Annotated in this window: 13 protein-coding genes, 1 tRNA gene and 8 pseudogenes; 13 read left to right on the top strand and 9 right to left on the bottom strand. The window is 45.8% G+C overall.

Going from position 1 to position 25,679, the window contains the following annotated elements:
• Positions 1–95: 95 nt before the first annotated feature.
• The 3 genes and pseudogenes from JCM16496_RS16390 (at position 96) to fdxA (ending at position 4,426) form a co-directional block, all read left to right on the top strand.
• Positions 96–1,952 (top strand): annotated as a pseudogene (locus tag JCM16496_RS16390) (tetratricopeptide repeat-containing sensor histidine kinase).
• On the top strand, positions 1,949–3,946 hold the full coding sequence (locus JCM16496_RS16395) for a sensor histidine kinase (RefSeq protein WP_025835638.1): 1,998 nt from the start codon (positions 1,949–1,951) through the stop codon (positions 3,944–3,946). Before JCM16496_RS16390 ends, JCM16496_RS16395 begins: the two are co-directional and overlap by 4 nt.
• A 310-nt stretch (positions 3,947–4,256) precedes the next feature.
• Positions 4,257–4,426, top strand: a pseudogene (gene fdxA, locus JCM16496_RS16400) (4Fe-4S ferredoxin).
• A 358-nt stretch (positions 4,427–4,784) separates the two neighbouring features.
• Here the strand turns inward: fdxA and JCM16496_RS16405 are convergent.
• The 4 genes and pseudogenes from JCM16496_RS16405 to JCM16496_RS16420 form a co-directional block, all read right to left on the bottom strand.
• Complete coding sequence (locus JCM16496_RS16405) at positions 4,785–5,978, bottom strand: pyridoxal phosphate-dependent aminotransferase (RefSeq protein WP_128809674.1); 1,194 nt, start codon at positions 5,976–5,978, stop codon at positions 4,785–4,787.
• Positions 5,979–6,059: 81 nt separating this feature from the next.
• Positions 6,060–7,273: pseudogene (locus JCM16496_RS16410) on the bottom strand (bifunctional 3,4-dihydroxy-2-butanone-4-phosphate synthase/GTP cyclohydrolase II).
• A gap of 14 nt (positions 7,274–7,287) precedes the next feature.
• Positions 7,288–9,140 (bottom strand): annotated as a pseudogene (locus JCM16496_RS16415) (LptF/LptG family permease).
• Positions 9,141–9,265: 125 nt separating this feature from the next.
• A complete protein-coding gene (locus JCM16496_RS16420; RefSeq protein ID WP_025835641.1) occupies positions 9,266–9,652 on the bottom strand; it encodes an START-like domain-containing protein in 387 nt (128 codons plus the stop codon).
• Positions 9,653–9,908: 256 nt separating this feature from the next.
• Here JCM16496_RS16420 and JCM16496_RS16425 point away from each other — a divergent pair.
• Positions 9,909–9,982 (top strand) — tRNA-Met (locus JCM16496_RS16425).
• Positions 9,983–10,036: 54 nt separating this feature from the next.
• Here JCM16496_RS16425 and JCM16496_RS16430 read toward each other — a convergent pair.
• The 5 genes from JCM16496_RS16430 to rhaB form a co-directional block, all read right to left on the bottom strand.
• Positions 10,037–10,954, bottom strand: coding sequence for an AraC family transcriptional regulator (locus tag JCM16496_RS16430; RefSeq protein ID WP_025835642.1), 918 nt, complete (start codon positions 10,952–10,954; stop codon positions 10,037–10,039).
• Positions 10,955–11,345: 391 nt separating this feature from the next.
• Positions 11,346–12,155 (bottom strand): rhamnulose-1-phosphate aldolase, encoded by an 810-nt coding sequence (gene rhaD / locus JCM16496_RS16435; protein ID WP_025835644.1) that lies wholly within the window; start codon positions 12,153–12,155, stop codon positions 11,346–11,348.
• A gap of 47 nt (positions 12,156–12,202) precedes the next feature.
• Positions 12,203–13,213 carry an L-rhamnose/proton symporter RhaT gene (locus tag JCM16496_RS16440; protein WP_025835645.1) on the bottom strand — a complete coding sequence of 337 codons (1,011 nt, stop codon included), beginning with the start codon at positions 13,211–13,213 and terminating at the stop codon, positions 12,203–12,205.
• Positions 13,214–13,235: 22 nt separating this feature from the next.
• Entirely contained in the window at positions 13,236–14,489 is a 1,254-nt protein-coding gene (locus JCM16496_RS16445; RefSeq protein WP_025835647.1) for an L-rhamnose isomerase, read from the bottom strand.
• Positions 14,490–14,530: 41 nt separating this feature from the next.
• Positions 14,531–16,003, bottom strand: a complete 1,473-nt coding sequence (gene rhaB, locus JCM16496_RS16450) for a rhamnulokinase (protein ID WP_025835650.1) — start codon at positions 16,001–16,003, stop codon at positions 14,531–14,533.
• A gap of 320 nt (positions 16,004–16,323) precedes the next feature.
• On the opposite strand from rhaB, the gene argR reads away from it, so the two are divergent.
• The 9 genes and pseudogenes from argR (at position 16,324) to JCM16496_RS16495 (ending at position 25,398) form a co-directional block, all read left to right on the top strand.
• Positions 16,324–16,797: an arginine repressor gene (gene argR / locus JCM16496_RS16455; protein WP_005825113.1), complete on the top strand. Its 474-nt coding sequence runs from the start codon at positions 16,324–16,326 to the stop codon at positions 16,795–16,797.
• A 35-nt stretch (positions 16,798–16,832) separates the two neighbouring features.
• Positions 16,833–17,390: a GNAT family N-acetyltransferase gene (locus tag JCM16496_RS16460; protein ID WP_005825115.1), complete on the top strand. Its 558-nt coding sequence runs from the start codon at positions 16,833–16,835 to the stop codon at positions 17,388–17,390.
• Between the two features lie 12 nt (positions 17,391–17,402).
• Positions 17,403–18,613, top strand: a pseudogene (locus JCM16496_RS16465) (argininosuccinate synthase).
• Positions 18,610–19,578, top strand: coding sequence for an N-acetyl-gamma-glutamyl-phosphate reductase (gene argC / locus JCM16496_RS16470; RefSeq protein ID WP_025835654.1), 969 nt, complete (start codon positions 18,610–18,612; stop codon positions 19,576–19,578). The pseudogene JCM16496_RS16465 and the gene argC overlap by 4 nt, the downstream one beginning before the upstream one ends.
• Before the next feature lie 122 nt (positions 19,579–19,700).
• Positions 19,701–20,821: pseudogene (locus JCM16496_RS16475) on the top strand (aspartate aminotransferase family protein).
• A gap of 46 nt (positions 20,822–20,867) precedes the next feature.
• Positions 20,868–21,641, top strand: coding sequence for a pyrroline-5-carboxylate reductase (gene proC, locus JCM16496_RS16480; RefSeq protein ID WP_025835655.1), 774 nt, complete (start codon positions 20,868–20,870; stop codon positions 21,639–21,641).
• Positions 21,642–21,713: 72 nt separating this feature from the next.
• Positions 21,714–22,268 (top strand): helix-turn-helix domain-containing protein, encoded by a 555-nt coding sequence (locus JCM16496_RS16485; RefSeq protein ID WP_016272528.1) that lies wholly within the window; start codon positions 21,714–21,716, stop codon positions 22,266–22,268.
• Between the two features lie 7 nt (positions 22,269–22,275).
• Positions 22,276–23,930 (top strand): annotated as a pseudogene (locus JCM16496_RS16490) (AMP-binding protein).
• A 219-nt stretch (positions 23,931–24,149) separates the two neighbouring features.
• Positions 24,150–25,398 (top strand): annotated as a pseudogene (locus tag JCM16496_RS16495) (acyloxyacyl hydrolase).
• Positions 25,399–25,679 lie beyond the last annotated feature (281 nt).

Below are 25,679 nucleotides of genomic sequence, written 5' to 3' on the forward strand. Positions count from 1 at the left end.
TCTATTTAATTTTTTATTTACTCGTTTATATTTATTTTTGCCAATAATAAACAAAAGAGGCAAACAAACATTTGAGAACAAAAATGATTATATGGATGCTATTGGGGCAGATACTGTATACTTCTGTCTTATCAGCACATACAATAGCCAATCAAGAAAAGCAGAGCATTCTGCAATCATTGGTCAAAAGACAAGTTCTCTATGATGACTCCATATCCATAGACAGCGTCATTACGTGGAGTGAGCAACTTCTTCCCACCCTACAATCAAATGAAGATAGAACGACGTATTTTCTATTACAACTTCAATTGGCCAATGCCTACACATTGCGCGGCGATATCAGCTTAGCAACGAACCGGGCACAACTTATGTACGAAGAAGCTAAAGCTACAAACTACCAATTTGGCATGGTAGTGGCCAACCAAGCCATTGGCGACGCCTATAATACAATAGCCAACATGGGGGATAAAGCCCTGGAATCATACCAGGATGCTTTGACCGAACTATCCAACATTTCAGACGAACATCCATATAGGGCACAGCTTCTTTTAAAAATGTCTAACGTTCTGCAACGGAAAGGACGTCTGAAAGAAGCGGAAAAAATCCTGGAAGAACTGGAAAAAATATTATATCAGGAGCCTGACTACCCGACAGACTTCTTTTTCTGCATCGAAAAGACGAATTTTTCCATTTCCCATGGACACCTCTCACAAGACTATCTTGATAAAGCAAACATCTGGCTCCACAAAATGGATTCCATCTACAACTGCACCCAGAGAAGTTCTACCGGTTCCACTTGGATTATACCACTGCCGCCTACTATAGAGCCATGGGAAATTGGGACAAACAATACTGGCAACAAGCTCTGGACATCTACTCCAAATTGCAAGCAGAATACTCCGGTAATAAGCGCTCCACGTATTATCGCTGGACTTCGCTGGAAAAAATCTATCTCTGCAAAATACAAGGCATGGCCATGGAAGCCTGCCGAATCTACCAGGAATTGTATCCTCCTATAGATACACTCGCTTCACAAAGCTATATCCGGCAAATCAATACGATAAAGGCAAAATACCAGGTAGATAAGATAGAGACGGCCAGCAATAAAGAATACAATAAAATCATAACCAGCATATTGGTAGGAACGATGGCATTAGTAACGTTATTTGTCCTACTTGCCATCCTACTCAAAAGGCAGCGGGAAAAGGTGAAGCTCTCCACCCAAAAACTGGCAGCATCACGGATAAATGCCGAAAATGCCATGCGTGCAAAAAGCGTGTTCCTCTCGAACATGAGCACGAAATCCGTACCCCGCTCAATGCGTTATCGGGCTTTTCATCCCTATTGACGGAAGAGGGACTGGACGATGAGACACGCCGTCAGTGCAATGAAGTTATCCAACAGAACTCAGAACTATTGCTGAAGCTTATTAACGACGTGATTGATTTATCGAGTCTTGAATTCGGCAAACTGCAATTCTGTATTGCACAACATGATGCCGTAAGCATCTGCAGAAACGTGATAGACACCGTGAATAAAGTGAAACAGACACACGCTGAACTTACCTTCACCACCGAGCTGGAAGAAATGCCCATCGAGACTGACGACTCACGCCTGCAGCAAGTCCTGATTAACCTACTGATAAATGCCACCAAATTTACCCCACAAGGCAGCATTGTCCTAAAGCTGGAAAAAGAAACGGACGACACCGTACTATTCACCGTAACAGATACCGGTTGCGGCATTCCCAAAGACAAGCAAGCCAACATTTTCCAACGTTTTGAAAAGCTGAATGAGAATGCTCAAGGCAGTGGTTGGGGCTCTCCATATGCCAACTTATCATAGAACATATCGGCGGACAAATATGGATTGATTCAGAGTATACCGAAGGCTCACGCTTCTGCTTCACCCACCCCATAAGCCAGACAGCCAGAAAGGAGAATAAAAAATGAAACAGATATTTACATTGCTCATTGCCTTATGCTGGCTGTTACCGTCCGTACACGCAGATGTACGACGGGCAGAAGTCAAGGATAGCCTGCTACGTATATATCTAGCCTCTCCTGCCGATACCACCAGATTGGAAACTCTATACCAGATAGCACTGTTTGACCAACTGTCACCGACATTCATCTATTACGAGAACAAATTATTGGAAGAGGCCATCGTCCAGAAAAATGTACATTACCAGAGTGCGGCCATATATGCACACATTATTTATTACTACAATCTACTGGACCAAAAACATGCAGAACAATGGTTGAGGAGGCTCGAACAGTTGTCTGAAGAGCACAACTACTACCGCCATTACTTCAGAGGCAAAAAGATGATGATAGAATTCTATATCATCAGCCAGAAGATTGAATTAGCCCTCAAACAGGCACAAGACATGTACGACAAGGCTCAAAGTCTTGGCAACCATGACGGTATGCGCGAAGCATGCCTATGCCTGATGACCGGATATTTCAATACTTTACGTTACAAAGAAGGAATCACCTACCTGAACAAGGCCTTTGAATTGACAAGTCCGGATTCCTCCCTTGCCACTCAGATTGATTTATTGACAAAAGCAGTACTGGCTTACTCATATCTGCATGACAATGACAACATGTTCCGGTATCTAGAGGAACTCAACAATGCAAAAAACAGATTGCAGGAAGAAAGCACCACCGTACTGACAAACGGCTATACCAATTTGTATCTGCTCATAGATTTACAATACGCCCTTTACTATACCCGCCTCCAGCGTCCTGCGGAAGCATGGGAATATTTGCAGAAATCAGAGCAACATCTCAGTACATCTTCATTTCTTCCTTATCGGTTGATACGTTTGGCAGCATATGCCGAATATTACCAACTGACAAAAGAATACGACAAAGCTTTGGTTTATTTAGAGGACGCCATTGAACTTGTAACCCCTATTTCACCGGATGATGCCATGATTTATGGACTTCAGAAAGCGGATATACTAGTAAAGATGGGGTTTCCGGACGACGCACTTCCTATCTATAAACAAATAACCAAGACAAAAGATTCGTTATATACAGTATTTTCCACCTCACAGATAGAACAGCTGCAAAGCCTATATAATATGGACCAACTGCTTTTCCAAAAAGAACGGCGGCAAGCCACTTTTCACCGTATCTGTCTGGTCACCTCCATTATCATCATTATAGCCTTGGTACTTTTCAACCTACATATGTATAGAAGCAGGAAACGGCTGCAACAAGATGAGAAGGAAATGCGTAAATTGGCAATTATTGCCGAAGAAGCCAACGAAATAAAAAGTCGTTTCCTTGCCAATATGAGTTATAATATCCGTATTCCACTGAACAATGTAGTCGGTTTCTCCCAACTGCTTTCCATCGACAACGAACTGGATGAAGCAGAGCGAAAAGAGTATTCCGGTATTATCCAAGCCAATTCGGGTGAGCTTATCCAACTGGTAAACGACGTATTGGACCTCTCACGCCTGGAAGCGAATATGATGAAATTTCAATTGCAGGATTGTAATGTAAAAGAATGGTGCAACGAACTAGGTTGCCTGATACAAATGCGTAGTGAAGGCCGTATCCTCCTGGAACTACAAGTAGAGGCAGGAGATGCGCGTATCCATACCGACGTCAACCGCCTTACACAAATAGTGACAAGTATGCTGCTTTATCCGAACGACTGCAAAGAAACGCGCAAAGTCAGCATGTTCTTGGTCAACCATCCGGACAAACACATCATAGCATGCCGGATAGAGAACAGCCCGATAGCCGATCCCAGGTTTGCCTCTCAAAAAGTATCAGTGCAACAGAAAATCAACCAGTTGTTCTTTGAACATTTCAAAGGTACCTATCAAACCGAGAATGTCGAAGAAGGAGAAATCGCAGTGATTACTTTTACCTATCCGACTCTTTCTTATAGTCGAACAGAATTGGTTTGCGAAAAAAAGAGGTGAAATAGAGAGTAACTTAATTCCCCTCCTCCGGGGAGGAGAAGTAAGTTACTCCACATTTTTCGCAAATCATTTCTGTTCTACTATAAAAGCTGGAAATCGGCTAAATCCAATAGTATCAGAGCAATTCATCTATGAAGTTCAAAAACGAACATTCTTCAGCCTCTGCGGTATGCCATGCCGCTTTCTCGGCTCCTTATTTAGACGGCATACAAATTATATGTTTTTAATCAAGATTGATAGCAAGTAATAAAGAAAACCACTATTTTTGCCGAACGAATTAGTACTAATAATAATTTAAATCTAAAAGAAAATGGCTTACGTAATTAGTGACGATTGTATTGCTTGCGGAACTTGTATCGACGAGTGTCCGGTTGGCGCTATCTCTGAAGGTGATATCTATCATATCGACCTGAGACTTGCACAGAGTGTGGTACTTGTGCAGATGTTTGTCCTTCTGAAGCAATTCATCCGGGAGAATAATACAATCCCAGTATCAAAAACAAAAGCGTGGGTAGATAAACTGCCTGCGCTTTTTTATATCCCCACGTAAGATTCAGTACCTTCCCCCCTCATAGTTATTTTCTATATACGGATAATACGTTAGTTCACAGACATGAACACTTTGTTCCATAAGTAGAAAACAAAGTGTTCATATAGTAGAAAACAAAATGTTCGTACAGTATAAAACAAAGTGTTTATACTGTATGGAACAGAGTGTTCGCTATAATGAAACAGAGTGTTCGCCATAACAAAACGAACAGTCCGCTTTGATGAAACGAACTGTTCGTGACAGCATGACAGATGTCTTGCTAAAATAAGTTTGTAGAAGAAGTTAGAATCACTTCAGATTAGCCAGTGCTTCTTTTATACGACGGATAGCTTCAACTATATTTTCATCGCTGGTTGCATAACTCATACGAATGCATTCGGGAGCTCCGAAAGAAGCACCGCCTACGCAAGCCACATGAGCCACTTCCAACAGATACATGGCCAAATCATCTGAATCATTGATTTTACGTTCGCCGGCAGATTTGCCGAAGAATGAATCGCATTTAGGGAACAGATAAAAAGCACCTTCCGGTACATTCACCTCGAAACCCGGAACTTCCTTGGCCAACTTTACAATCAAATCACGACGACGTTCGAAAGCCTTGCGCATTTCCTCCACCGGAGCTTGTGTACCCGTATAAGCAGCCTCAGCAGCCTTCTGAGATACAGAACAAGGACCGGAAGTATACTGTCCCTGCAATTTATTGCAAGCCTTCACAAGCCATTCCGGACCTGCAATGAAACCGATACGCCAACCAGTCATTGCATATGCTTTGGAAACACCATTCACAATGACCGTACGCTCTTTCATTTCGGGGAATTGTGCTATGCTCTGATGCTTGCCGATATAGTTGATATGTTCGTAAATCTCATCGGCAATCACAACAACCTGCGGATGCTTTGCCAATACTGCGGCCAGGCCTGCCAACTCCTCCTTGCTGTACACCGAACCCGTAGGGTTAGAGGGAGAGCAAAGAATCAGCGCCTTTGTCTTCGGGGTGATGGCAGCCTCCAGCTGTGCAGGTGTTATCTTAAAGTCCTGGTCGATACCGGCAGGTACGATAACCGGCGTACCCTCAGCCAACTTTACCATTTCCGGATAACTGACCCAATAGGGGGCAGGTACAATTACTTCGTCACCCGGATTTACCAATACCAGGATTGCATTGCAAACCGACTGCTTGGCACCATTGGCGCAAGAAATTTGTGCGGCGGTATATTCCAGACCGTTTTCCTTCTTCAACTTCTCTACAATTGCATTACGCAAGGCAGGATAACCCGGCACTGGAGAATAGCGAGAAAAGTTATCGTCTATCGCCTTTTTCGCAGCCTCTTTAATGTGGTCGGGAGTATTGAAGTCCGGTTCTCCCACACTCAGGTTAATTACGTCTACGCCTTGAGCCTTCAGCTCTGCGCTCTTTTGAGACATAGCCAGTGTCGCAGAAGGCGACAAACTGTTTAAACGATCTGATAATTGGTTCATTTTGTTACTATTTAATGATTGTTACGCAAATCCGGTTGCAAAATAAGCGATTTTCTTTGATATAAGAAAACAAAAAGACAGTTACTTATTGAAATGAAGTGTATGTCCCATACGCTCCTTCTTGGTACGGAGGTAACGCTCGTTGTATGGATTCGGAGTAGTCTCAATAGCTACGTTCTCCGTTATTTCCAAACCGTAAGCCTCCAAACCCACACGTTTCACGGGATTATTGGTCATCAGCCGCATTTTGTGCACTCCTATCTCACGAAGAATCTGGGCACCCACACCATAATCACGCTCATCTGCCAGATGTCCCAGGCAAATATTAGCTTCTACGGTATCCATGCCTTCTTCCTGTAATTTATATGCTTTCATTTTTTCCATCAGGCCAATGCCGCGACCTTCCTGATTCAGATATACAACTACCCCCTTACCGGCTTTCTCTATCATCTCCATAGCCTTATGCAGCTGCTCGCCACAATCACAGCGTTTGGAATTGAATATATCACCAGTGGCACAAGAAGAATGTACACGCACCAGAATCGGTTCATCCAACTCCCAAGTACCCTTGAACAAAGCTACATGTTCCAAACCGTTCGATTTCTGGCGGAAAGGAATCAAACGGAAATGACCATGGTCTGTAGGCATATCCACTTCCACTCCTTTTTCTACAATAGACTCTTGCTTCAAACGGTAGGCAATCAAGTCACGGATAGAAATCAATTTCAAGCCAAATTCATCTGCCATTCTACGCAATTCGGGCAAACGGGCCATTGTACCATCCTCATTCATTATTTCCATAAGGCTCCCGCCGGATAAAGTCCGGCTAAACGTGCCATATCAATAGTAGCCTCCGTATGTCCAGCACGGCGCAACACACCTTTCTCCTGGGCATACAACGGATTAATGTGGCCAGGACGCCCGAAAGTGGCCGGAGTAGAAGCCGGATCGGCCAACGCCTGGATAGTAGCAGCGCGATCTGCCGCAGAAACGCCGGTGCTACAGCCTTCCAATTTATCAATAGTAACCGTGAAGGGAGTACCCAACACAGAAGTATTATCCGATACCTGATGCGGCAAATCCAGTTCCTTGCAACGCGAAACTGTAATTGGAGCACAAAGTACACCACGGGCATGCTTCAACATAAAGTTTACTTTCTCCGGTGTAATCTTCTCAGCTGCAATTATCAAGTCACCCTCATTCTCACGGTCCTCATCATCCACAACAATCACAAAGTTACCGGCTTTGAAGTCTTCAATGGCCTCTTCTATCGTATTCAACTTTACATTTTCCATAATCTATTTTGTTTTTATTTATTCTGATCTCTTTCTATGATTCCAATCACATCTTCATTTGTCTTGATAATCCGCTCCATATCCTTATTCAGACGAATACGGAATGCCCAGATACGGAAATAAAAGAACAAGCCTATCGGGAAAACAATACCGCAGAGCAAGTTTAACCAATAATTGCGGAACGGACGGACATGCGCATGGACGGGGATGACCGGATAGGTGTTCAGCGCTGTCAACAAAGTAACGGATCTTGTATTCGACATCTCATCTATCAGACTCTCCAAACGTTCGTTAATATCTTCCACTGCCTCATCCTGGCTATCAGTCATCCACAATTTAAAGTAATTGGGAGCACGTTTCAACCCCTTTCTATCAGCATATTCACGACAATCTACGGACAAAGCCTTCAGCTCTTCCGGAATACGTGTATAATCAGGATCATGGATGATTACTTCCTTACGGAACAGATGGCGTACACTGCGAATGCCCACAACCTTCTTGAACCAATTTATATAGGCATCAGCATTCAATACCACCGAATCATTGTTGGATTTATATGTCAGGAACGCACCCAATGGGGCCAAGACAGCAGTACTGGTCCACATACCCATCCAGACAACCCACTGTCCGTCACGGGCCATCTTATACCCTGTATTGTTGATGATGTAATAGATAATAAAAATCAATACGGAAACCACCACCGGCATTCCCAAGCCTCCTTTACGGATAATTCCTCCGAGTGGCGCACCAATAAAGAAGAAGATAAGACATGCCAGAGAAAGAGTCAGTTTCTCATGCCAGGAAGTCATGTGCCGTCGAAGGCTGCTTTCAGTCTGCGATATATTAAAGCTCTTAAAACTCCAGTCACTCCCCGCACTCTCTGCACGGCTGACGGCTGTGGATATAACCTTCTGTTTCTGCATCAGTGTAGCCACATTGTAGAGGCTGTCTACATTGTACTCACCTAAATAGGCCTTTTCAATCTTCAATGTATCCTCTTTAGACAAGCTGCTGTCACCTTATAAGCTCCTGCCATAGCTTCTTTATAATAACCACGCCCCACACTGTCATTCTGCAATTTCATGGAATCAATATCCGCCTGCAGCATTCTCATATCCTTGCTGTTGGACTGATTACTCATGATACCTGCATCCACCATATTGAAATCCGAATTGAACTCAATGATTGCATGCTTTTCGCGGAATGTCTCACGCCGGTAAGGCACATTCCTTTGGTTCATGTTCTGCGATTTCAAATTCTCAAACTGCTCGCCACTGTATAAATGCAAATATAAATGCTGTTTGTCAGCCGTCATCTCCAGACGTCCCGAATCAGACTTGATAATTTGAGCATTCTCAAAACCTTTCTCAAAATTATATATCAGTACGTCATACAGCATACCAGTTTTGCGGTTCTTATGCTTCACATACAGATTATAACCATCTATTTCATCGTAGAACACACCTTCAGGAATATCCACTTCGGGAGATTTCTGCTTCATGGAAATAAGCAAAGTCCATAATTTTGTTTGGGCTTTTGGTCCTATGACATTTTGGAAATAGAAAGAGACACAACAAATGAAACAAATAAAAATAATCAATGGCCGCATGATTTTCAATAAAGAAATACCGGCTGCCTTCATGGCAAGTAATTCAAAACGTTCTCCGAAATTTCCAAAGGTGATAAGGGCAGCCAGCAGAATAGCCAGCGGCAACGACGCAGGTACCAACGAAAGCGCAGAATAAAAGAAAAACTGTGCAAGGACAGTCATCTCCAATCCTTTTCCTACCATTTCGTCCACATACCTCCATAAAAACTGCATCATAAAGATGAAGAGGCAGATGAAGAAAGTACCCATAAAGAGCATGCAAAAGCTCTTCAAAACAAATATATCTAACTTTTTTTATGCGCAGCATTTTACTCGTTTCATGCAATGAAAGCACAAAAGTAGTACAAAAAAGGGAGTACGGGAAATTTTTAATCTAAAGTTAACTAAAAACCACAAGTTCTTCGCAAAGTATCCACTTGCGATTCCCATAATTCACGCAAATCACCCACTTCGTCCATATCGGCAAAGTCTGTTATCTCCAGCACGAAATCATTGGTCAGTTCATTATTTGTCATCTTCAGTTCAAAGTATTCACGCTCGTTCTCATCATCCAACCAACGAAAACGGATGAATGAATACGCCCGCACGGCAATAATCTCGGCATCACGTTTTTCTGTTTTTCCCCAAAAAAAGGTTACTGTCTTATCGTCCGACTGAACCCTATCAGCAAACCAGCCCTCCAAACCAGTAGGGGTACTTATCGCTGCCCAAAGAATACTTTTAGAAGTCGCATTCAAGAGATATTCCAAATGTATTTTCTTTCTTTCCATAGTCTATTTTGCTTTTTATTGCGCCAGCCAAGATAAATACTTTTTTCTAATTACAGAAAACAAATCATCAAATTTATTTATATCTTCCTTTCCATACGCCCCTAATTCATTGATAATGCCATACAAAGACTTTCAATAAAAAGCATTGCAAACCATTCCAGTGCCCTATCAGCAAAAGAAAAAGCAGAAAATATCCATAAAAGTTTTGGCAATTTAAATAAAAGCTATATCTTTGCACCCGCAATCGAGAAATGATGGCGGGATAGCTCAGCTGGTTAGAGCGCATGATTCATAATCATGAGGTCCCCGGTTCAATCCCGGGTCCCGCTACAAAGTAAGATTTAGACTGTTAGGAGGCTTCCACTCTTGGCGGTCTTTTTTGTTTTATTCCTCCTCTCTTCCGGTTTCCCTACCATAAGAGCGATATTCCAATGGAGTGAACCCCGTACGTTTCTTAAACGAGGAGAAGAAATGCTCGGTAGATTTATAGTCGAGCATAAAAGAGATTTCTTTCACAGACAGGGAAGTACCCACCAGCAATTGCTTGGCCTTACGCAACTTTAGCTCTTGGAAATATTTTGCAGGAGCATAGCCGGTATAATCCTTGAATACTTTGCGAAACCAGGAATAACTGATATTCAACTTCATTGCCAGTTCTTCCGGGTCAACATCCTTGAATACATTCTCGTTCATGATGATTTTAGCCTGCTCTATTTTCTGATCGATATCACCCACTTCGAAAATCTTGTTTTTAGAGATGGACAATATCATCCCTATCATGTGTAACACAATACCGGCAAGATATTGCTGGGAAGAAATCTTATCAGCTTCCGCAATTTCCAAAGCGCGGGAGAAAAGTGAAACGAGCTCTTCATGCAACCCCACCTCCAGTACCTGATTCTCTTTCGACAGAAAACCACCTTTTACCATATCATCAATCACAGCTCCCTCGAAACCGATATAATATTCATTCCAACCCGTCTGCACATAAGGATGATACGTATGCCACTGACCGGGAAACAGCACCATCAGCCGTCCTTTGCACACTTGCTTCTCCGGTGTGGTCTCCGAGGAGAACACCCCCCTCCCTTTAGTAATATAGACCAACTGGTACTCGCGCAGAATCCGTCCTTTCTGTGCATTGAAAAAATAACCGGTAGGATGATCCTTCAACGGATAAGGAGAATTAGGCTGAATAGACTGAAAGCCCACAGTATTTACCCAAAGACCATATTTCTGGTCCATGTCATTTACAATAAGGTACTTAAACTCTACTCCCAAATCATTATAATTTTTAGTCATAACACGTGCCTTCCATAATAGCTCAGGAACAAAAATAGAGATTATTTATGAAAAATCCCGTCCGCAGCGAATATTATTCATCACGGACGGGAATAGACATGTAACCTAAAATAGCGCTTATCTTAAAGCCTGTTTAAATTTTCCTCTTAAAAAAACCGTTGTCGGAATTAAGTGATATGAAAAAAACGACAAACAGAACATTTCCCTACCTGCTCCCTACCTGGTCCCTGCCAGCTCCCTATCTGGTTCCTCTCTATACACACGGAGCAGATAGGGGGAAAATAGGGGGCAGGCAGGCAGAAAACCGAAAAACAGAACAAAATGAAGACTGTGCATACCTCTAAGAAGGGGATATGAATGCAGAGATAAATTCAGACAGGCTCTAAAACAATTATTTAGGCAAATTAAACGCTACGGACATTTCCTTCATCTGAAGCTGGCTCATACCATCCGGTTCAAAACCCATATTTTTGGCAGCGATATAAATAAGGGCGGATTTATTGAGTACATCCACCTGGTCGAAAGCAGCCATCACATCCACATCCACAGCAAACACACCATGTTTCTCCCACATCACTACATCATAGTCATCCAGTTCGCGGATGGTAGCCTCAGCCAATTCTACCGAACTGGGAAGTTGATAAGGGATGATGCCCAAACCGCGGGGACAGAAAGCCTTTGTTTCCGGTATCATACTCCAAAGCAGGTTCGAAGCTACATCTTTTTCCAGAAACTTCTTGTTGTGGGTCATGGCTACCAGCTCAATAGGATGCGTGTGCACCGAAGCTTTATAGGGAGAACCTTTCGCTATCAGATTGTTGTGTACACTAAGATGGGAAGGAAGTTCCGATGTAGGCTGTACAGACTGGTCGGCTATAATGACATAGCTGGCACAGTCATCCAGAATGCGGATGACGGAACCGTTCTCCATCGGCCAACGGGCCAAATCGCGCATACGCTTGTTGGTACCTTTGCAATAAAAATAGCAGTCTTTCAAATGAGGTAAAGTAGCACCGATTGATTTCACCTCACTAATGGCGGGCATAGCCTTGATTTCATCGTCTACAAACTCAGTGATGTTGACCGTAATATTTCCCCCATTACGCTCTGCCCAACCTTTCTGCCAGAGATAACCAGCCACCTCAGCCACCTTATTAACTTCCGCAGCCAGCGCCGGACGATTTTCTAGAATTGATTTCATATATGCAGATATATTTTAGTTTTATATTCAAAGATAGGCATTTAAACTTATCCCAGCAACTGTGGCAGGAAAGAAGAAATTATCAAGACTGCCAAGCCTATGACCAGCACTGTAATTGTCTTGGGGGTACACCCTTTCCATTCCTTCAAAAGGATACCCCAAACATTGGAGAACGTTACGTTCAACGACATCAGGATGCACCACGAGAATGTGAGCAATACCGGAGAGGCAGCAAGGAATCCCTTACCCAAGCTGAGACCAAAGAACTGGCTGTACCACAACACACCGGCCAAAGCACAAAACAAGACATTGTTTACATAAAGGGATTTTTTGCCATAATCACCCCAACTTTTGTTCCTGAAATTCTGATAGAAACAATAGACGGCATTCGTAATGAAACCACCCAGTGTCACCATCAATGTAGCAGGCAGTGTCTTGAATATATCCGCACTTTCAGCAAAACAGAGTTTCTCTCCAAAACCCAATCCTATACTGAAACATGCGCTCATAAATCCGGCAAGAAGGGCTACAATAATACCTTTAGTAAAATTGAAATCCTTTACGGCCTTCTTCTTCTCTTCTTCGCTCAGGCTGGCAGACTTCATGCTACCGGCCAGACCGATAATGCCAATACCCACCAACGTGACTACTACACCAACAATTACCGATGTTGTCAAATCTCCTGCCTTACCAGTAAATACCGGAGTCAATATCGTTCCCAATCCGGCACAAGTACCCAAAGCGATGGACTGCCCAAGAGCTACGCCCAAATAGCGCATAGACAAACCAAACGTCAGTCCCCCCACTCCCCATAAAGCTCCGAAGAACATGGTCCAAAGCGTATCCGCAGGATTGTTTGCATAAACCTCGAACAGCGCATTGCCGGCAGGTACTGCCAGCAATGCGCCCAAGAACGGAAAAACCAGCCAAGCGAAAACACCTTGTACAATCCAATACGACTCCCAGCTCCACTCCTTGATACGGTTAATGGGCACATAGCAGCTGGATTGGCAGAATGCTCCGATGGCAATAATCAATAACCCTAATATTATTTCCATTTCTGTCAGTTACAAGGGTTTCCTATCCTCTTTTAGAGGTTACATTAGCTTCGTACTTCTCTATTTCAGCGATGAACTCCTCACCTACCGGAACATTGTTTTTCAGACAGAACATGTCCCAAACAGCGTTCCAAGGCAAAGCCTTAGCCTCTTCGAGCAAAGCAAGGCGCTGGAAACCTTGACCGGTGGCCTCATATTCGCGAAGCTTTGCCAATGGTTCCAATAACGCACGCAACATGCATTTCTGCGCCGCACGGGTACCGATTACATAAGCACCGATACGGTTGATGGAAGCATCGAAATAGTCAAGACCTATGTGTACACGGTCCAGTGCATCGCAACGGACAATTTCCTGGAAAAGCTCAAGTGTGGGGTCATCCATGATAGTTACATGGTCAGAATCCCAGCGTACCGGACGGCTAACGTGGAGCATCAGCTCAGGGACAAAGAGCAACATGGAAGACACCTTGTCTGCAGCACTTTCCGTAGGATGGAAGTGCCCGGTATCAATGGTAATGAGTTTCTGATGCTGCACACTATAGCCCATACAGAATTCATTGGAGCCTACTGTATAGCTCTCTAAACCTATGCCAAACACCTTCGATTCAAGGCAGTCCTTCATATGCTTGTATTCCGTAGCAAAAATACGGTCGAGAGAATCTTTGAACAGCGCACGATACTTCATACGGTTTACAGTGATATCCTTGCTACCATCATGCACCCAAAGATTCATGATACAGGGATCTCCCTGGCGGCGCCCCATTTCTTCGGCAATGGCACGACAACGTTTAGTATGTTCGACCCAAAAGTCACGGATACCTTGGTCCGGATTGGCCAAAGAAAGATTACCGCTCTTCGGATGAGAGAAAGAAGTGGAATTAAAATCTAATTTTATACTATTTTCGGCTGCCCATTGCATCCAGCTTTCAAAATGTTTCACCTCTACTTGATCGCGGTCTACAAAGGTACCGCCAAAGTCACCGTAAATCTCATGCAAATTCAAACGGTGCCTACCAGGGATATAAGAAGCGGCTTTCAAAATATCGGAACGCAGTTCTTCCATATTACGGGCTTTACCGGGATAGTTTCCTGTAGTCTGGATACCACCGGTCAATGAGCCGGCAGATTCGAATCCCTGAACATCATCGGCCTGCCAACAATGCATGGAGATGGACACTTTCTGAAGTTGCTCCATTACTTTTTCTACATCCAATCCGAGAGCCGCGTAACGCTCTTTAGCAACTTCATACGCTTTGTTTATCAATTCTTCTTTCATGATACGTGATTTGATTATGAGTTATAAGTTATTGGTAATCATTATCCATTATAATTAGTCATCGTCAATTGCTTGAAGTGCAGGTAGGCGGTATTCCAATCCTCCATATCCTGCGGATAGAAAGTCTTTAATGGTATGGAACGGTTGATGAGCTGTCTCATGGAAGCAATGTCTCTAGCTGCTCCGGCAGCCAATGCCTGAACCATAACGTTACCGATAGCAGTAGCTTCGGAAGGTCCGGCAATCACGGGGATACCGACAGCATTGGCTGTCCACTGGTTAAGCAGTTCGTTACGGCTACCGCCACCGATAACATGTAAAGCCTCCACCGGACGTGGTGAAAGATTTCGCAGGCTATCCAGCACCTGACGGTATCTCAAAGCAAGACTCTCAAAGATACAGCGTACTATCTGTCCATGTGTCATGGGAATAGGCTGACGATAATCGGAACAATAAGTCTTGATGGCTTGCTCCATATTCGCCGGATTGGCAAACAAAGCATCATCCGGATTAATTAGACTACGGAATGGTTCGCAAGCGCCAGCCTCGGCGATGAGTTCGGAATAAGAAGTTTCCCCCCATTCGGTACGGCAACGTTCAAGCAGCCACATGCCACAAATATTCTTTAACAAGCGAATGGTTCCTTCCACACCGCCTTCATTCGTAAAATTCAAGGATTCTGTTTCAGCAGTAATGACTGGAGCCTCCGTCTCCACTCCCATCAGAGACCAAGTACCACTACTCAGATAAGCAAAATTACGGTCCATGGCAGGTACGGCAGCAACTGCAGAAGCTGTATCATGCCCGGCAACAGCTATCACGGGGACAGCACCAAGTCCGGTTATTCGTTGTACTTCCTCCGTCAATCCCCCTATTTTTTCACCGGGATGGACAAAACGCCCGAAGTGAGCTTGTGTCAGTCCAATCTCCTGCAGCAAGGCATCCTCCAACCTGCGGGTATTGGCATTTACCAACTGTGCCGTACTGGCAATAGTATACTCCGTTACCATCTGACCGGTCAACATATAGCTCAAAGCATCAGGCATAAACAGCAATTTATCTGCAGCTGCCAATGCACTGTCATGATTACGGCGTAATGTATCAAGTTGGAACAAGGAGTTGAAATTCATCACCTGAATCCCCGTCCATCCATACACATGGCTACGAGGTATACGTGTGAAGAACGCTTCCGGAGCACCCACCGTATGAGGGTCACGATAGGAATACGGCTGGCGAAGAAATCCCCCGTCCTTACCTACACAGACAAAATCTACTCCCCAAGTGTCGATACCGATGGAAGTTATTTCTACACCTTTACGGGCAGCAATTCTCAGCCCTTCAATAATATGACGGTAAAGTTCATAAATATCCCAGTAAAAATGTCTGCCAGCTTCAATCAGATGATTTGGGAAACGGTTTACTTCTTCCATTTCCAAACCATTCGAAGTAAAAGTTCCCAGAATTGTGCGACCACTGGTAGCCCCCAAGTCGACCGCAAAAAAGCATTGTTTCATGGTAATTAGTTTTAGTTGCTATTCAACGATACAAAAATAGGAGATTATCCCCCTACTTTTTATACAGTTTTTGATTGAAAGGGTATCAGATTTGACAATTGCATATCTATTCTTCTATATTATATCAACATTTATCAAATACATACAGAAACAATCCCCAATAACGTGAAAGAACAGATAAACAAGGCTGCTACAAAGAGAACAAGAACAACATATATAATATACCTATGTATAAAAAGAATAAAAAAACTCTTCTTTTTGCATATTCTTTCCGAAATATTCCCTAATTTTGCGCCACTCTTAGAATAATTATACATAAAATGAAGAAAAAAGCCAATCGGTTAGACGCCATCAAGATGATTATCTCAAGCAAAGACGTCAGTTCTCAGGAAGAACTGTTGCAAGCTTTGAGCAAGGAAGGCTTTGAACTGACACAAGCCACCTTGTCACGCGACTTGAAACAGCTGAAAGTAGCGAAAGCAGCGAACATGAACGGTAAATACGTATATGTGCTGCCCAACAACATCATGTATAAACGTTCGAACGACCAGAGTGCAAGTGAGATGTTGATGACAAGCGGATTCGTTTCACTTCAATTTTCGGGCAATATTGCCGTCATCCGTACCCGGCCCGGATATGCAAGCAGCATGGCCTACGACATCGACAACCGGGAGTGTCCCGCCATTCTGGGTACCATTGCCGGAGATGACACCATCATGCTGGTGGTGCACGAAGCGGCGTCACATGACGAGGTACGCAGCTTCCTATCGCAAATCATCCCGAACATTAAATGATAGATAACAACAAAAAACAAGAAATTAAATAAGAAATGGATTCGAAACAAATTGATGTGATGGTGGCTGACGCCTCACATGAAGTTTACGTGGACAAGATTTTGGATACCATCCGGGAAGCTGCCAAGGTACGCGGAACGGGCATCGCAGAACGCACACACGAATACGTAGCTACTAAGATGAAAGAAGGAAAGGCCATCATAGCCTTGTGTGGAGACGATTTTGCCGGTTTCACCTACATAGAGAGCTGGGGCAACAAGCAATATGTAGCAACCTCCGGTCTGATAGTACACCCCAAATATCGGGGACTGGGGCTGGCAAAACGTATCAAGACCGCCTCTTTCCGCCTGGCACGCCTACGCTGGCCCAATGCCAAAGTTTTCAGTCTCACCAGTGGAGCTGCCGTCATGAAAATGAATACCGAGCTGGGATATGTGCCCGTCACCTTCAACGAACTGACCGATGACGAATCCTTCTGGAAAGGTTGCGAAGGCTGTATCAATCATGATATATTGGTAGCCAAGAACCGTAAATTCTGCATCTGCACAGCAATGCTTTACGACCCGAAGCTGCACGAAGAAGATAAAATATAAAAATATAAGGATATGGAAAAGAAGAAAAAAGTGGTAGTCGCATTCAGCGGCGGTTTGGATACCTCATTCACGGTCATGTATCTTGCCAAAGAAAAAGGATACGAAGTATATGCAGCTTGTGCCAATACCGGCGGTTTCAGCCCCGAACAGTTGAAGACTAACGAGGAGAATGCCTACAAGCTGGGTGCCAAAGAATACGTCACCATTGACGTGACGCAGGAGTACTATGAAAAAAGCCTGAGATACATGGTATTCGGAAACGTACTGCGTAACGGTACCTACCCCATCTCCGTAAGTTCCGAACGTATCTTCCAGGCACTGGCCATTGCACGCTATGCCAACGAAATCGGCGCCGACGCCATCGCCCACGGTTCTACGGGTGCGGGTAACGACCAGATTCGCTTCGACATGACTTTCCTCGTCATGGTCCGGGCGTGGAAATCATTACGCTGACACGCGACATGGCACTGAGCCGTCAGGAAGAGATTGACTACCTGAATGAGCACGGCTTTGCCGCCGACTTCACCAAACTGAAATACTCCTATAACGTAGGTCTATGGGGTACCTCCATCTGCGGTGGCGAGATTCTGGATTCCGCACAAGGATTGCCCGAAAGCGCCTACCTGAAACACTGCACCAAAGAGGGCAGCGAGCAGTTGCGCCTCACTTTTGAGAAGGGGGAACTGAAAGCCGTGAACGACGAGACGTTCGACGACCCCATAAAAGCCATCCAAAAGGTGGAGGAGATTGGTGCAGCATACGGTATCGGTCGCGACATGCACGTAGGCGATACGATTATCGGTATCAAAGGCCGCGTAGGTTTCGAAGCCGCCGCACCTATGCTGATTATCGGTGCACACAAGTTCCTGGAGAAATATACCTTGAGCAAATGGCAGCAATACTGGAAGGACCAGGTAGCCAACTGGTACGGCATGTTCCTGCACGAAAGCCAATATCTGGAACCGGTAATGCGTGACATCGAAGCCATGCTGGAATCTTCACAACGCAACGTAAACGGTACGGCTATCCTCGAGCTTCACCCACTCTGCTTCTCTACCGTAGGTGTAGAAAGCAAGGACGACCTTGTGAAAAACAAGTTCGGCGAATACGGCGAAATGCAGAAGGGATGGACGGCAGAAGATGCCAAAGGTTTCATCAAAGTAACCTCTACGGCACTGCGCGCTTATTATTCCAACCATAAAGACGAGAAGGAGGGCATATGATTAAAGTAGGAATCATCGGCGGAGCCGGATATACGGCAGGCGAACTGATACGTTTGCTGCTCAACCATCCGGAAGCGGAAATAGTTTTCATAAACAGCTCGAGCAACGCCGGCAACAAAATCACCGACGTACACGAAGGGCTGTATGGCGAGACAGACTTGGTGTTCACCGACCAGCTCCCGCTGGAAGAAATCGATGTACTCTTTTTCTGCACGGCACATGGCGACACGAAAAAGTTCCTCGAAAGCCACAATGTACCCGAAGAGTTGAAAATCATCGACCTCTCTATGGACTACCGTATCGCTTCGCCCGAACACGACTTCATCTACGGCCTGCCGGAGCTGAACCGCCGTGCCACCTGCAAAGCGAAGCACGTAGCCAATCCTGGCTGCTTTGCCACCTGCATACAGCTGGGTCTGCTACCGCTTGCCAAACATCTGATGCTGAACGATGATATCATGGTGAACGCCATTACCGGAAGTACCGGCGCCGGCGTAAAACCGGGTGCCACGAGCCACTTCAGCTGGCGCAACAACAACATGAGTGTCTACAAAGCTTTCGAGCACCAGCATGTACCCGAAATCAAGCAATCGCTCAAACAGCTGCAGAACAGCTTTGATGCGGACATTGACTTCATCCCCTACCGTGGTGACTTCCCGCGCGGCATCTTCACCACCATTGTGGTGAAGACCAAAGTGGCCTTGGAAGAAATCGTCCGCATGTACGAAGAATACTACGCCAAAGATTCCTTTACCCACATCGTGGAGAAAAATATCGACCTGAAGCAAGTGGTAAACACCAACAAGTGCCTCATCCATCTGGAGAAGCACGGCGACAAGCTGCTCATCATTTCCTGCATCGATAACCTCCTGAAAGGTGCCAGCGGACAAGCTGTCCATAACATGAATTTAATGTTTAACCTGGAAGAGACCGTAGGACTCAAGCTGAAACCAAGCGCTTTCTAAAAGCCTCTCCCTTAACCCCTCCCCCGTAGGGAGGGGAAATTAAGATAGTATAAATATACATAACCCCATAGTATCCTCAAACCTCCCCTCTACGGGGAGGGGTCGGGGAGAGGCTGAAAATTATGAATTTATTCGACGTATACCCTCTCTTTGACATCAACATCGTCAAAGGAAAAGGCTGCCATGTATGGGACGAGAACGGTACCGAATACCTCGACCTCTACGGCGGCCATGCCGTTATCTCAATCGGACATGCACATCCACATTATGTAGAGATGGTGAGTAACCAAGTTGCCACGTTGGATTCTACTCAAACTCAGTAATTAACAAGCTGCAACAGCAAGTGGCAGAGCGTTTGGGAAAAGTCTGTGGCTATGACGACTACTCATTCTTCCTCATCAACAGCGGTGCCGAAGCCAATGAGAACGCCTTGAAACTCGCCTCTTTCTACAACGACCGTACCCGTGTGATATCCTTCTCAAAAGCATTCCACGGACGTACCTCACTGGCGGTGGAAGTAACGAACAATCCTAAAATCATCGCTCCCATCAACAACTGCGGGCACGTCACCTACCTCCCGTTGAACGACATCGAAGCCATGAAGGCCGAATTGTCCAAAGGAGATGTCTGCGCAGTGATTATCGAAGGCATACAAGGTGTAGGCGGCATCCAACTGCCGACAGACGAATTCATGCAGGCTCTCCGCCAGACTTGTACGGAAACGGGCACGGTCTTGATTCTCGATGAAATCCAAAGCGGCTACGGACGCAGCGGCAAGTTCTTCGCCCATCAGTACAACGACATCAAAGCCGACATCATCACCGTGGCAAAAGGCATCGGCAATGGTTTCCCGATGGCAGGCGTACTCATCAGCCCGATGTTTACACCGGTATACGGACAACTTGGAACCACTTTCGGTGGAAACCACCTAGCTTGCAGTGCCGCCCTTGCCGTGCTGGACGTCATAGAGCAGGAAAAACTGATAGAAAATGCAGCGCAAGTCGGTGACTTCCTGATGACAGAACTGAGAAAGTTCCCGCAAATCAAGGACGTTCGCGGACGAGGACTGATGATAGGGCTGGAATTTGAAGCCCCCATCAAGGAACTGCGTCTAAGACTGCTGAAAGAACAACACGTATTCACCGGCGTAAGCGGTACGCATGTGCTCCGCCTGCTGCCGCCTCTGTGCCTCAGCATGGACGAAGCAAAGGAATTCTTGAAACGCTTCAAGAAAGTTCTTTAATTTATCTACCTTTGCCAACAGACAACTCTTTTAACAACAAGAAGATATGAAAATAGCAATTATCGGTGCCGGAAATATGGGAGGCTCCATCGCCCGCGGGCTGGCAAAAGGAACAATCATCCCTGCCGGTGACATCATTGTCTCCAACCCCACCCAGGACAAGCTGGACAAACTGAAGGCAGAATTCCCCGCTTTGCAAGTGACTAACGACAATCAGGAAGCAGTGACCGGTGCAGATATGATAATCTTTGCCGTGAAGCCATGGCTGATGAAACTTGTGGTAAAGGAATTGAAACTGAGAGGCACACAGATTCTTATCTCCGTTGCAGCCGGTATTCCCTTCGAAGAACTGACACACTATGTAGCGGACAAGGAAATGACCATGTTCCGCCTTATTCCCAATACAGCCATCAGCGAAATGGAAAGTATGACACTCATCGCCAGCCGCAATGCCACCAAGGAGCAGGAGCAGCTGATGCTGGACATTTTCAACCAGATGGGACTTGCCATGCTCATTCCCGAGGAAAAGATTGCGGCAACCACCGCCATGACTTCCTGCGGCATCGCCTATGTGCTGAAGTACATCCAGGCAGCCATGCAAGCCGGCATTGAAATGGGTATCTACCCCAAAGACGGCATGCGCATGGTGGCACAGTCCGTGAAGGGAGCAGCCGAGCTGATTCTGAACAGTGACACACATCCCAGTGTCGAGATTGACAAGGTGTGTACTCCCGGAGGAATTACCATCAAGGGAATCAACGAACTGGAGCACGAAGGATTCACCTCCACTGTGATTAAAGCCATCAAAGCGAGTATTTGATGTGCCAATATGCCAATGCCCTGCGGCGTAACGGTGTATTTCAATAACAACCTATTTAAAACAAATATAATTATGGACGAACAAATCAGACAAATAGCCGAACGCCTGCGCGGACTGCGTGACGTATTGGAACTGACTGCCGACGATATCGCCCGCGACTGCGACATCTCTGCAGAAGAGTACCGCCTTGCCGAAACCGGAGAATTCGACATCTCGGTCAGCATGCTGCAGAAGATAGCACGGCACTACGGCATATCACTGGACGCACTGATGTTTGGGCAAGAGCCCAAAATGAGTTCCTACTTCCTGACACGTGCCGGAAAAGGAACCAGTATAGAACGTACCAAGGCATATAAATACCAATCGCTGGCAGCCGGTTTCATCAACCGCACGGCAGACCCGTTCATCGTGACCGTAGAACCGAAACCGGACAGCGAGCCGATACATTACAACAGCCATGCCGGTCAAGAGTTCAACCTCGTACTGGAAGGCCGTATGATGGTCAGCATCGACGGCAAAGACTTAATCTTAAACGAAGGAGACAGTCTGTACTTCAACTCCAAACTGCCGCACGGCATGAAGGCGCTTGACGGAAAGACAGTGAAATTCCTGGCAGTAATCATGTAATAAAGTTATGGTAGAAAGATTTTTATCTCAAACATCCTTCACCTCACAGGAGGACTTCATCAAGAACCTGAAGATAAACGTACCGGAAAATTTCAACTTCGGCTACGACGTTGTGGATGCCTGGGCAGCCGAGCAGCCCGACAAACCTGCACTGTTGTGGACCAATGACCAGGGCGAATGCCGGCAGTTTACCTTTGCCGACATGAAACGGTACACAGACATGACGGCTTCCTATTTCCAAAGCCTCGGCATCGGCCGTGGAGACATGGTGATGCTGATACTGAAACGCCGTTACGAATTCTGGTTCAGCATTGTGGCACTGCACAAACTCGGCGCAGTGGTGATTCCCGCCACCCACCTGCTGACGAAGAAAGACATCGTATACCGTTGCAACGCCGCAGACATCAAAATGATAGTCTGCGCCGGCGAAAGCGTCATCACCGACCATATCACGGCAGCCATGCCGGAGTCTCCTTCCGTGAAACGTCTGGTAAGCGTCGGGCCGGAAACTCCCGAAGGATTCGAAAACTTCCACAAAGGTATCGAGGCCGCCGCCCCTTTCGTGAAACCGGAACATCCGAACACGAACGATGACATCTCCCTGATGTACTTTACCAGCGGTACTACCGGAGAACCCAAGATGGTGGCGCACGACTTCACCTATCCGTTGGGACATATCGTCACCGGCAGCTTCTGGCACAACCTGAAAGAGAGCAGCCTACACCTCACCATTGCCGACACCGGTTGGGGAAAAGCCGTGTGGGGCAAGCTCTACGGACAATGGATTGCCGGCGCCAACGTATTTGTATACGACCACGAGAAATTCACTCCCGCAGCCATACTGGAGAAGATACAAGATTATCACGTCACGTCGCTTTGTGCACCGCCCACTATCTTCCGATTCCTCATTCACGAAGACCTCACGAAGTACGACCTATCCAGTCTGGAATACTGCACCATCGCCGGAGAAGCATTGAACCCCGCTGTATTCGAGACCTTCAAGAAGCTGACGGGCATCAAGCTGATGGAAGGCTTCGGACAGACCGAAACAACCCTTACCGTTGCCACCATGCCGTGGATGGAACCGAAACCTGGCAGCATGGGATTGCCCAATCCGCAATACGACGTAGACCTGATAGACTACGAAGGACGTTCCGTGGAAGCCGGTGAACAGGGACAGATTGTAATCCGTACCGACAAAGGCAAACCGCTGGGATTGTTCAAGGAATACTACCGCGATGCCAACCGCACCCGCGAGGCATGGCACAACGGCATCTACTATACGGGCGACGTAGCTGGAAGGACGAAGACGGCTACCTCTGGTTCGTGGGCCGCGCCGACGACGTTATCAAAAGTAGCGGCTACCGCATCGGCCCGTTCGAAGTGGAAAGTGCATTGATGACCCACCCAGCCGTAGTGGAATGTGCCATTACCGGTGTGCCCGATGAAATCCGCGGCCAAGTGGTAAAAGCTACGATTGTGTTGGCAAAAGAGTACAAGGCACGCGCCGGAGAAGAGCTTGTCAAGGAGTTGCAGAACCATGTAAAGAAAGTGACGGCTCCCTACAAATACCCGCGTGTCATAGAATTTGTTGATGAGCTCCCCAAAACCATCAGCGGGAAAATCCGCCGTGTGGAAATCCGGGAGAACGACCGGAAATAATACTCGCCACCCAGCATCCGAATCATAAGACATCATCCGGGTGAATGAATAAAGAGGGGGTAAAACCGAAGTCGGCCATTCTATTGACGATTTCAGTTTTACCCCCTCTTTTTACAAATAGTTGTCTCATTGTGAATACCAAAAGGAGAAAAGAACTATATTTGCACGAAATTAAACTTCACTTGGAACATTTATAAACAAGAAAGACCGACACGGCATATGAAAAATAGAATGCAGATATGGAAAATACTGGCTTTCTTAGGAGCGGTACTTTTCTTGTCTGATACAATATACGCCCAACAATGGACATCCGATAGTCATTCGGAATACAAACGGGATACACTCCCTTTCTCACAGCGCTTCATCCATAGATTAGGCGTAGAAGGGCGTGCTGGCTATATTTTTCAGACCAACCCTTTTCTGGAGTACTCCAACCACCAAAACAAGGCCATGAAAAATGCCTATGCCGGCCATCTGAAATACTCCTTCCAGCTCCGTCCCCACACCGTTGCCGACCAGGCTTATATAGGAGCCTATCAAGGGATTGGAGTCGGCTATTTCAACTTCGGCAATCCGGAAGAGCTGGGCAACCCGCTGGCGGTCTATCTGTTTCAAGGGGGACGCATCGCCCAATTCAGCCCCCGCATATCCTTGAACTATGAATGGAACTTCGGCGCATCGTTCGGCTGGAAACCCTACGATGAATATGACAACCCGGAGAACCAGATTATCGGCTCGAAAGTGAATGCCTATCTCAATGTAAACCTCTACTTAAAGTGGGCGCTCTCCCCCAAGTTCGACCTGATGATAGGAGCTACCGGAAGCCACTTTTCCAACGGAAATACCCAATATCCCAACTCCGGTCTGAACACGGTGGACTGCAAAGTGGGACTGGTATATAACTTTAACCGCAGAGCGGATGAGCTCGCCCAATCATGCAACGCCCTATCGTTCCTCCATTCCCCCGCCACGTCAGCTACGACCTGACTTTGTTCGGCTCCTGGCGAAAGAAAGCAGTGAATCATGAGGGCAGTAGTGGCCAGGTACCCGCACCCGGCACTTACAACGTATTCGGTTTCAGCTTTGCACCCATGTACAACTTCGGCTATAAATTCCGTGCCGGTGTGGCGCTGGACGGCGTATACGACCACAGTGCGAACATGAAAGAATCGTACGAAGAAGAGAACGGCTTCTACACTCCGCCCGCCAAGAAGCAGATGGCATTGGCTTATCTGCCCGCGGAGAATTTGTCATGCCTTACTTCACAGTAGGTATCGGTCTGGGCGCCAATGTTCTGCACGGCGGCGGTGACATGAAGTCTTTCTATCAGATTCTTGCCTTGAAAATAGACGTAACACGCAATTCGTATCTCCATATAGGATATAACCTCCGGGAATTTCATGAGCCCAATTATCTGATGTTGGGTATCGGCTATCGGTTCAATAACAAACGCCCCAAGCTGTTCTGAACAATAAAGAGGAGGCTATTTATATAGATTCTTTTATTTCATCTGCAAGCACATATTACCAAGTGCCACGCGCATATCATCTACTATAGTATTATAGTTAGTTTGTTAGTTCACAGCGATGAACACTTTGTTCAAGTATGGAGAAACAGTTTGTTCCAATAAGGACAAACAGTCTGTTTTCATATGATGAAACGAAATGTTCTGTTAAGGAAAACAAAGTGTTCGCCATAATGAAACAACTTGTTCTATTAAGGGAAACACTTTGTTCGCTATAGGGAAAC

Origin of the sequence: Bacteroides rodentium JCM 16496, assembly GCF_000614125.1 — a bacterium.
GTDB classification, from domain to species: domain Bacteria; phylum Bacteroidota; class Bacteroidia; order Bacteroidales; family Bacteroidaceae; genus Bacteroides; species Bacteroides rodentium.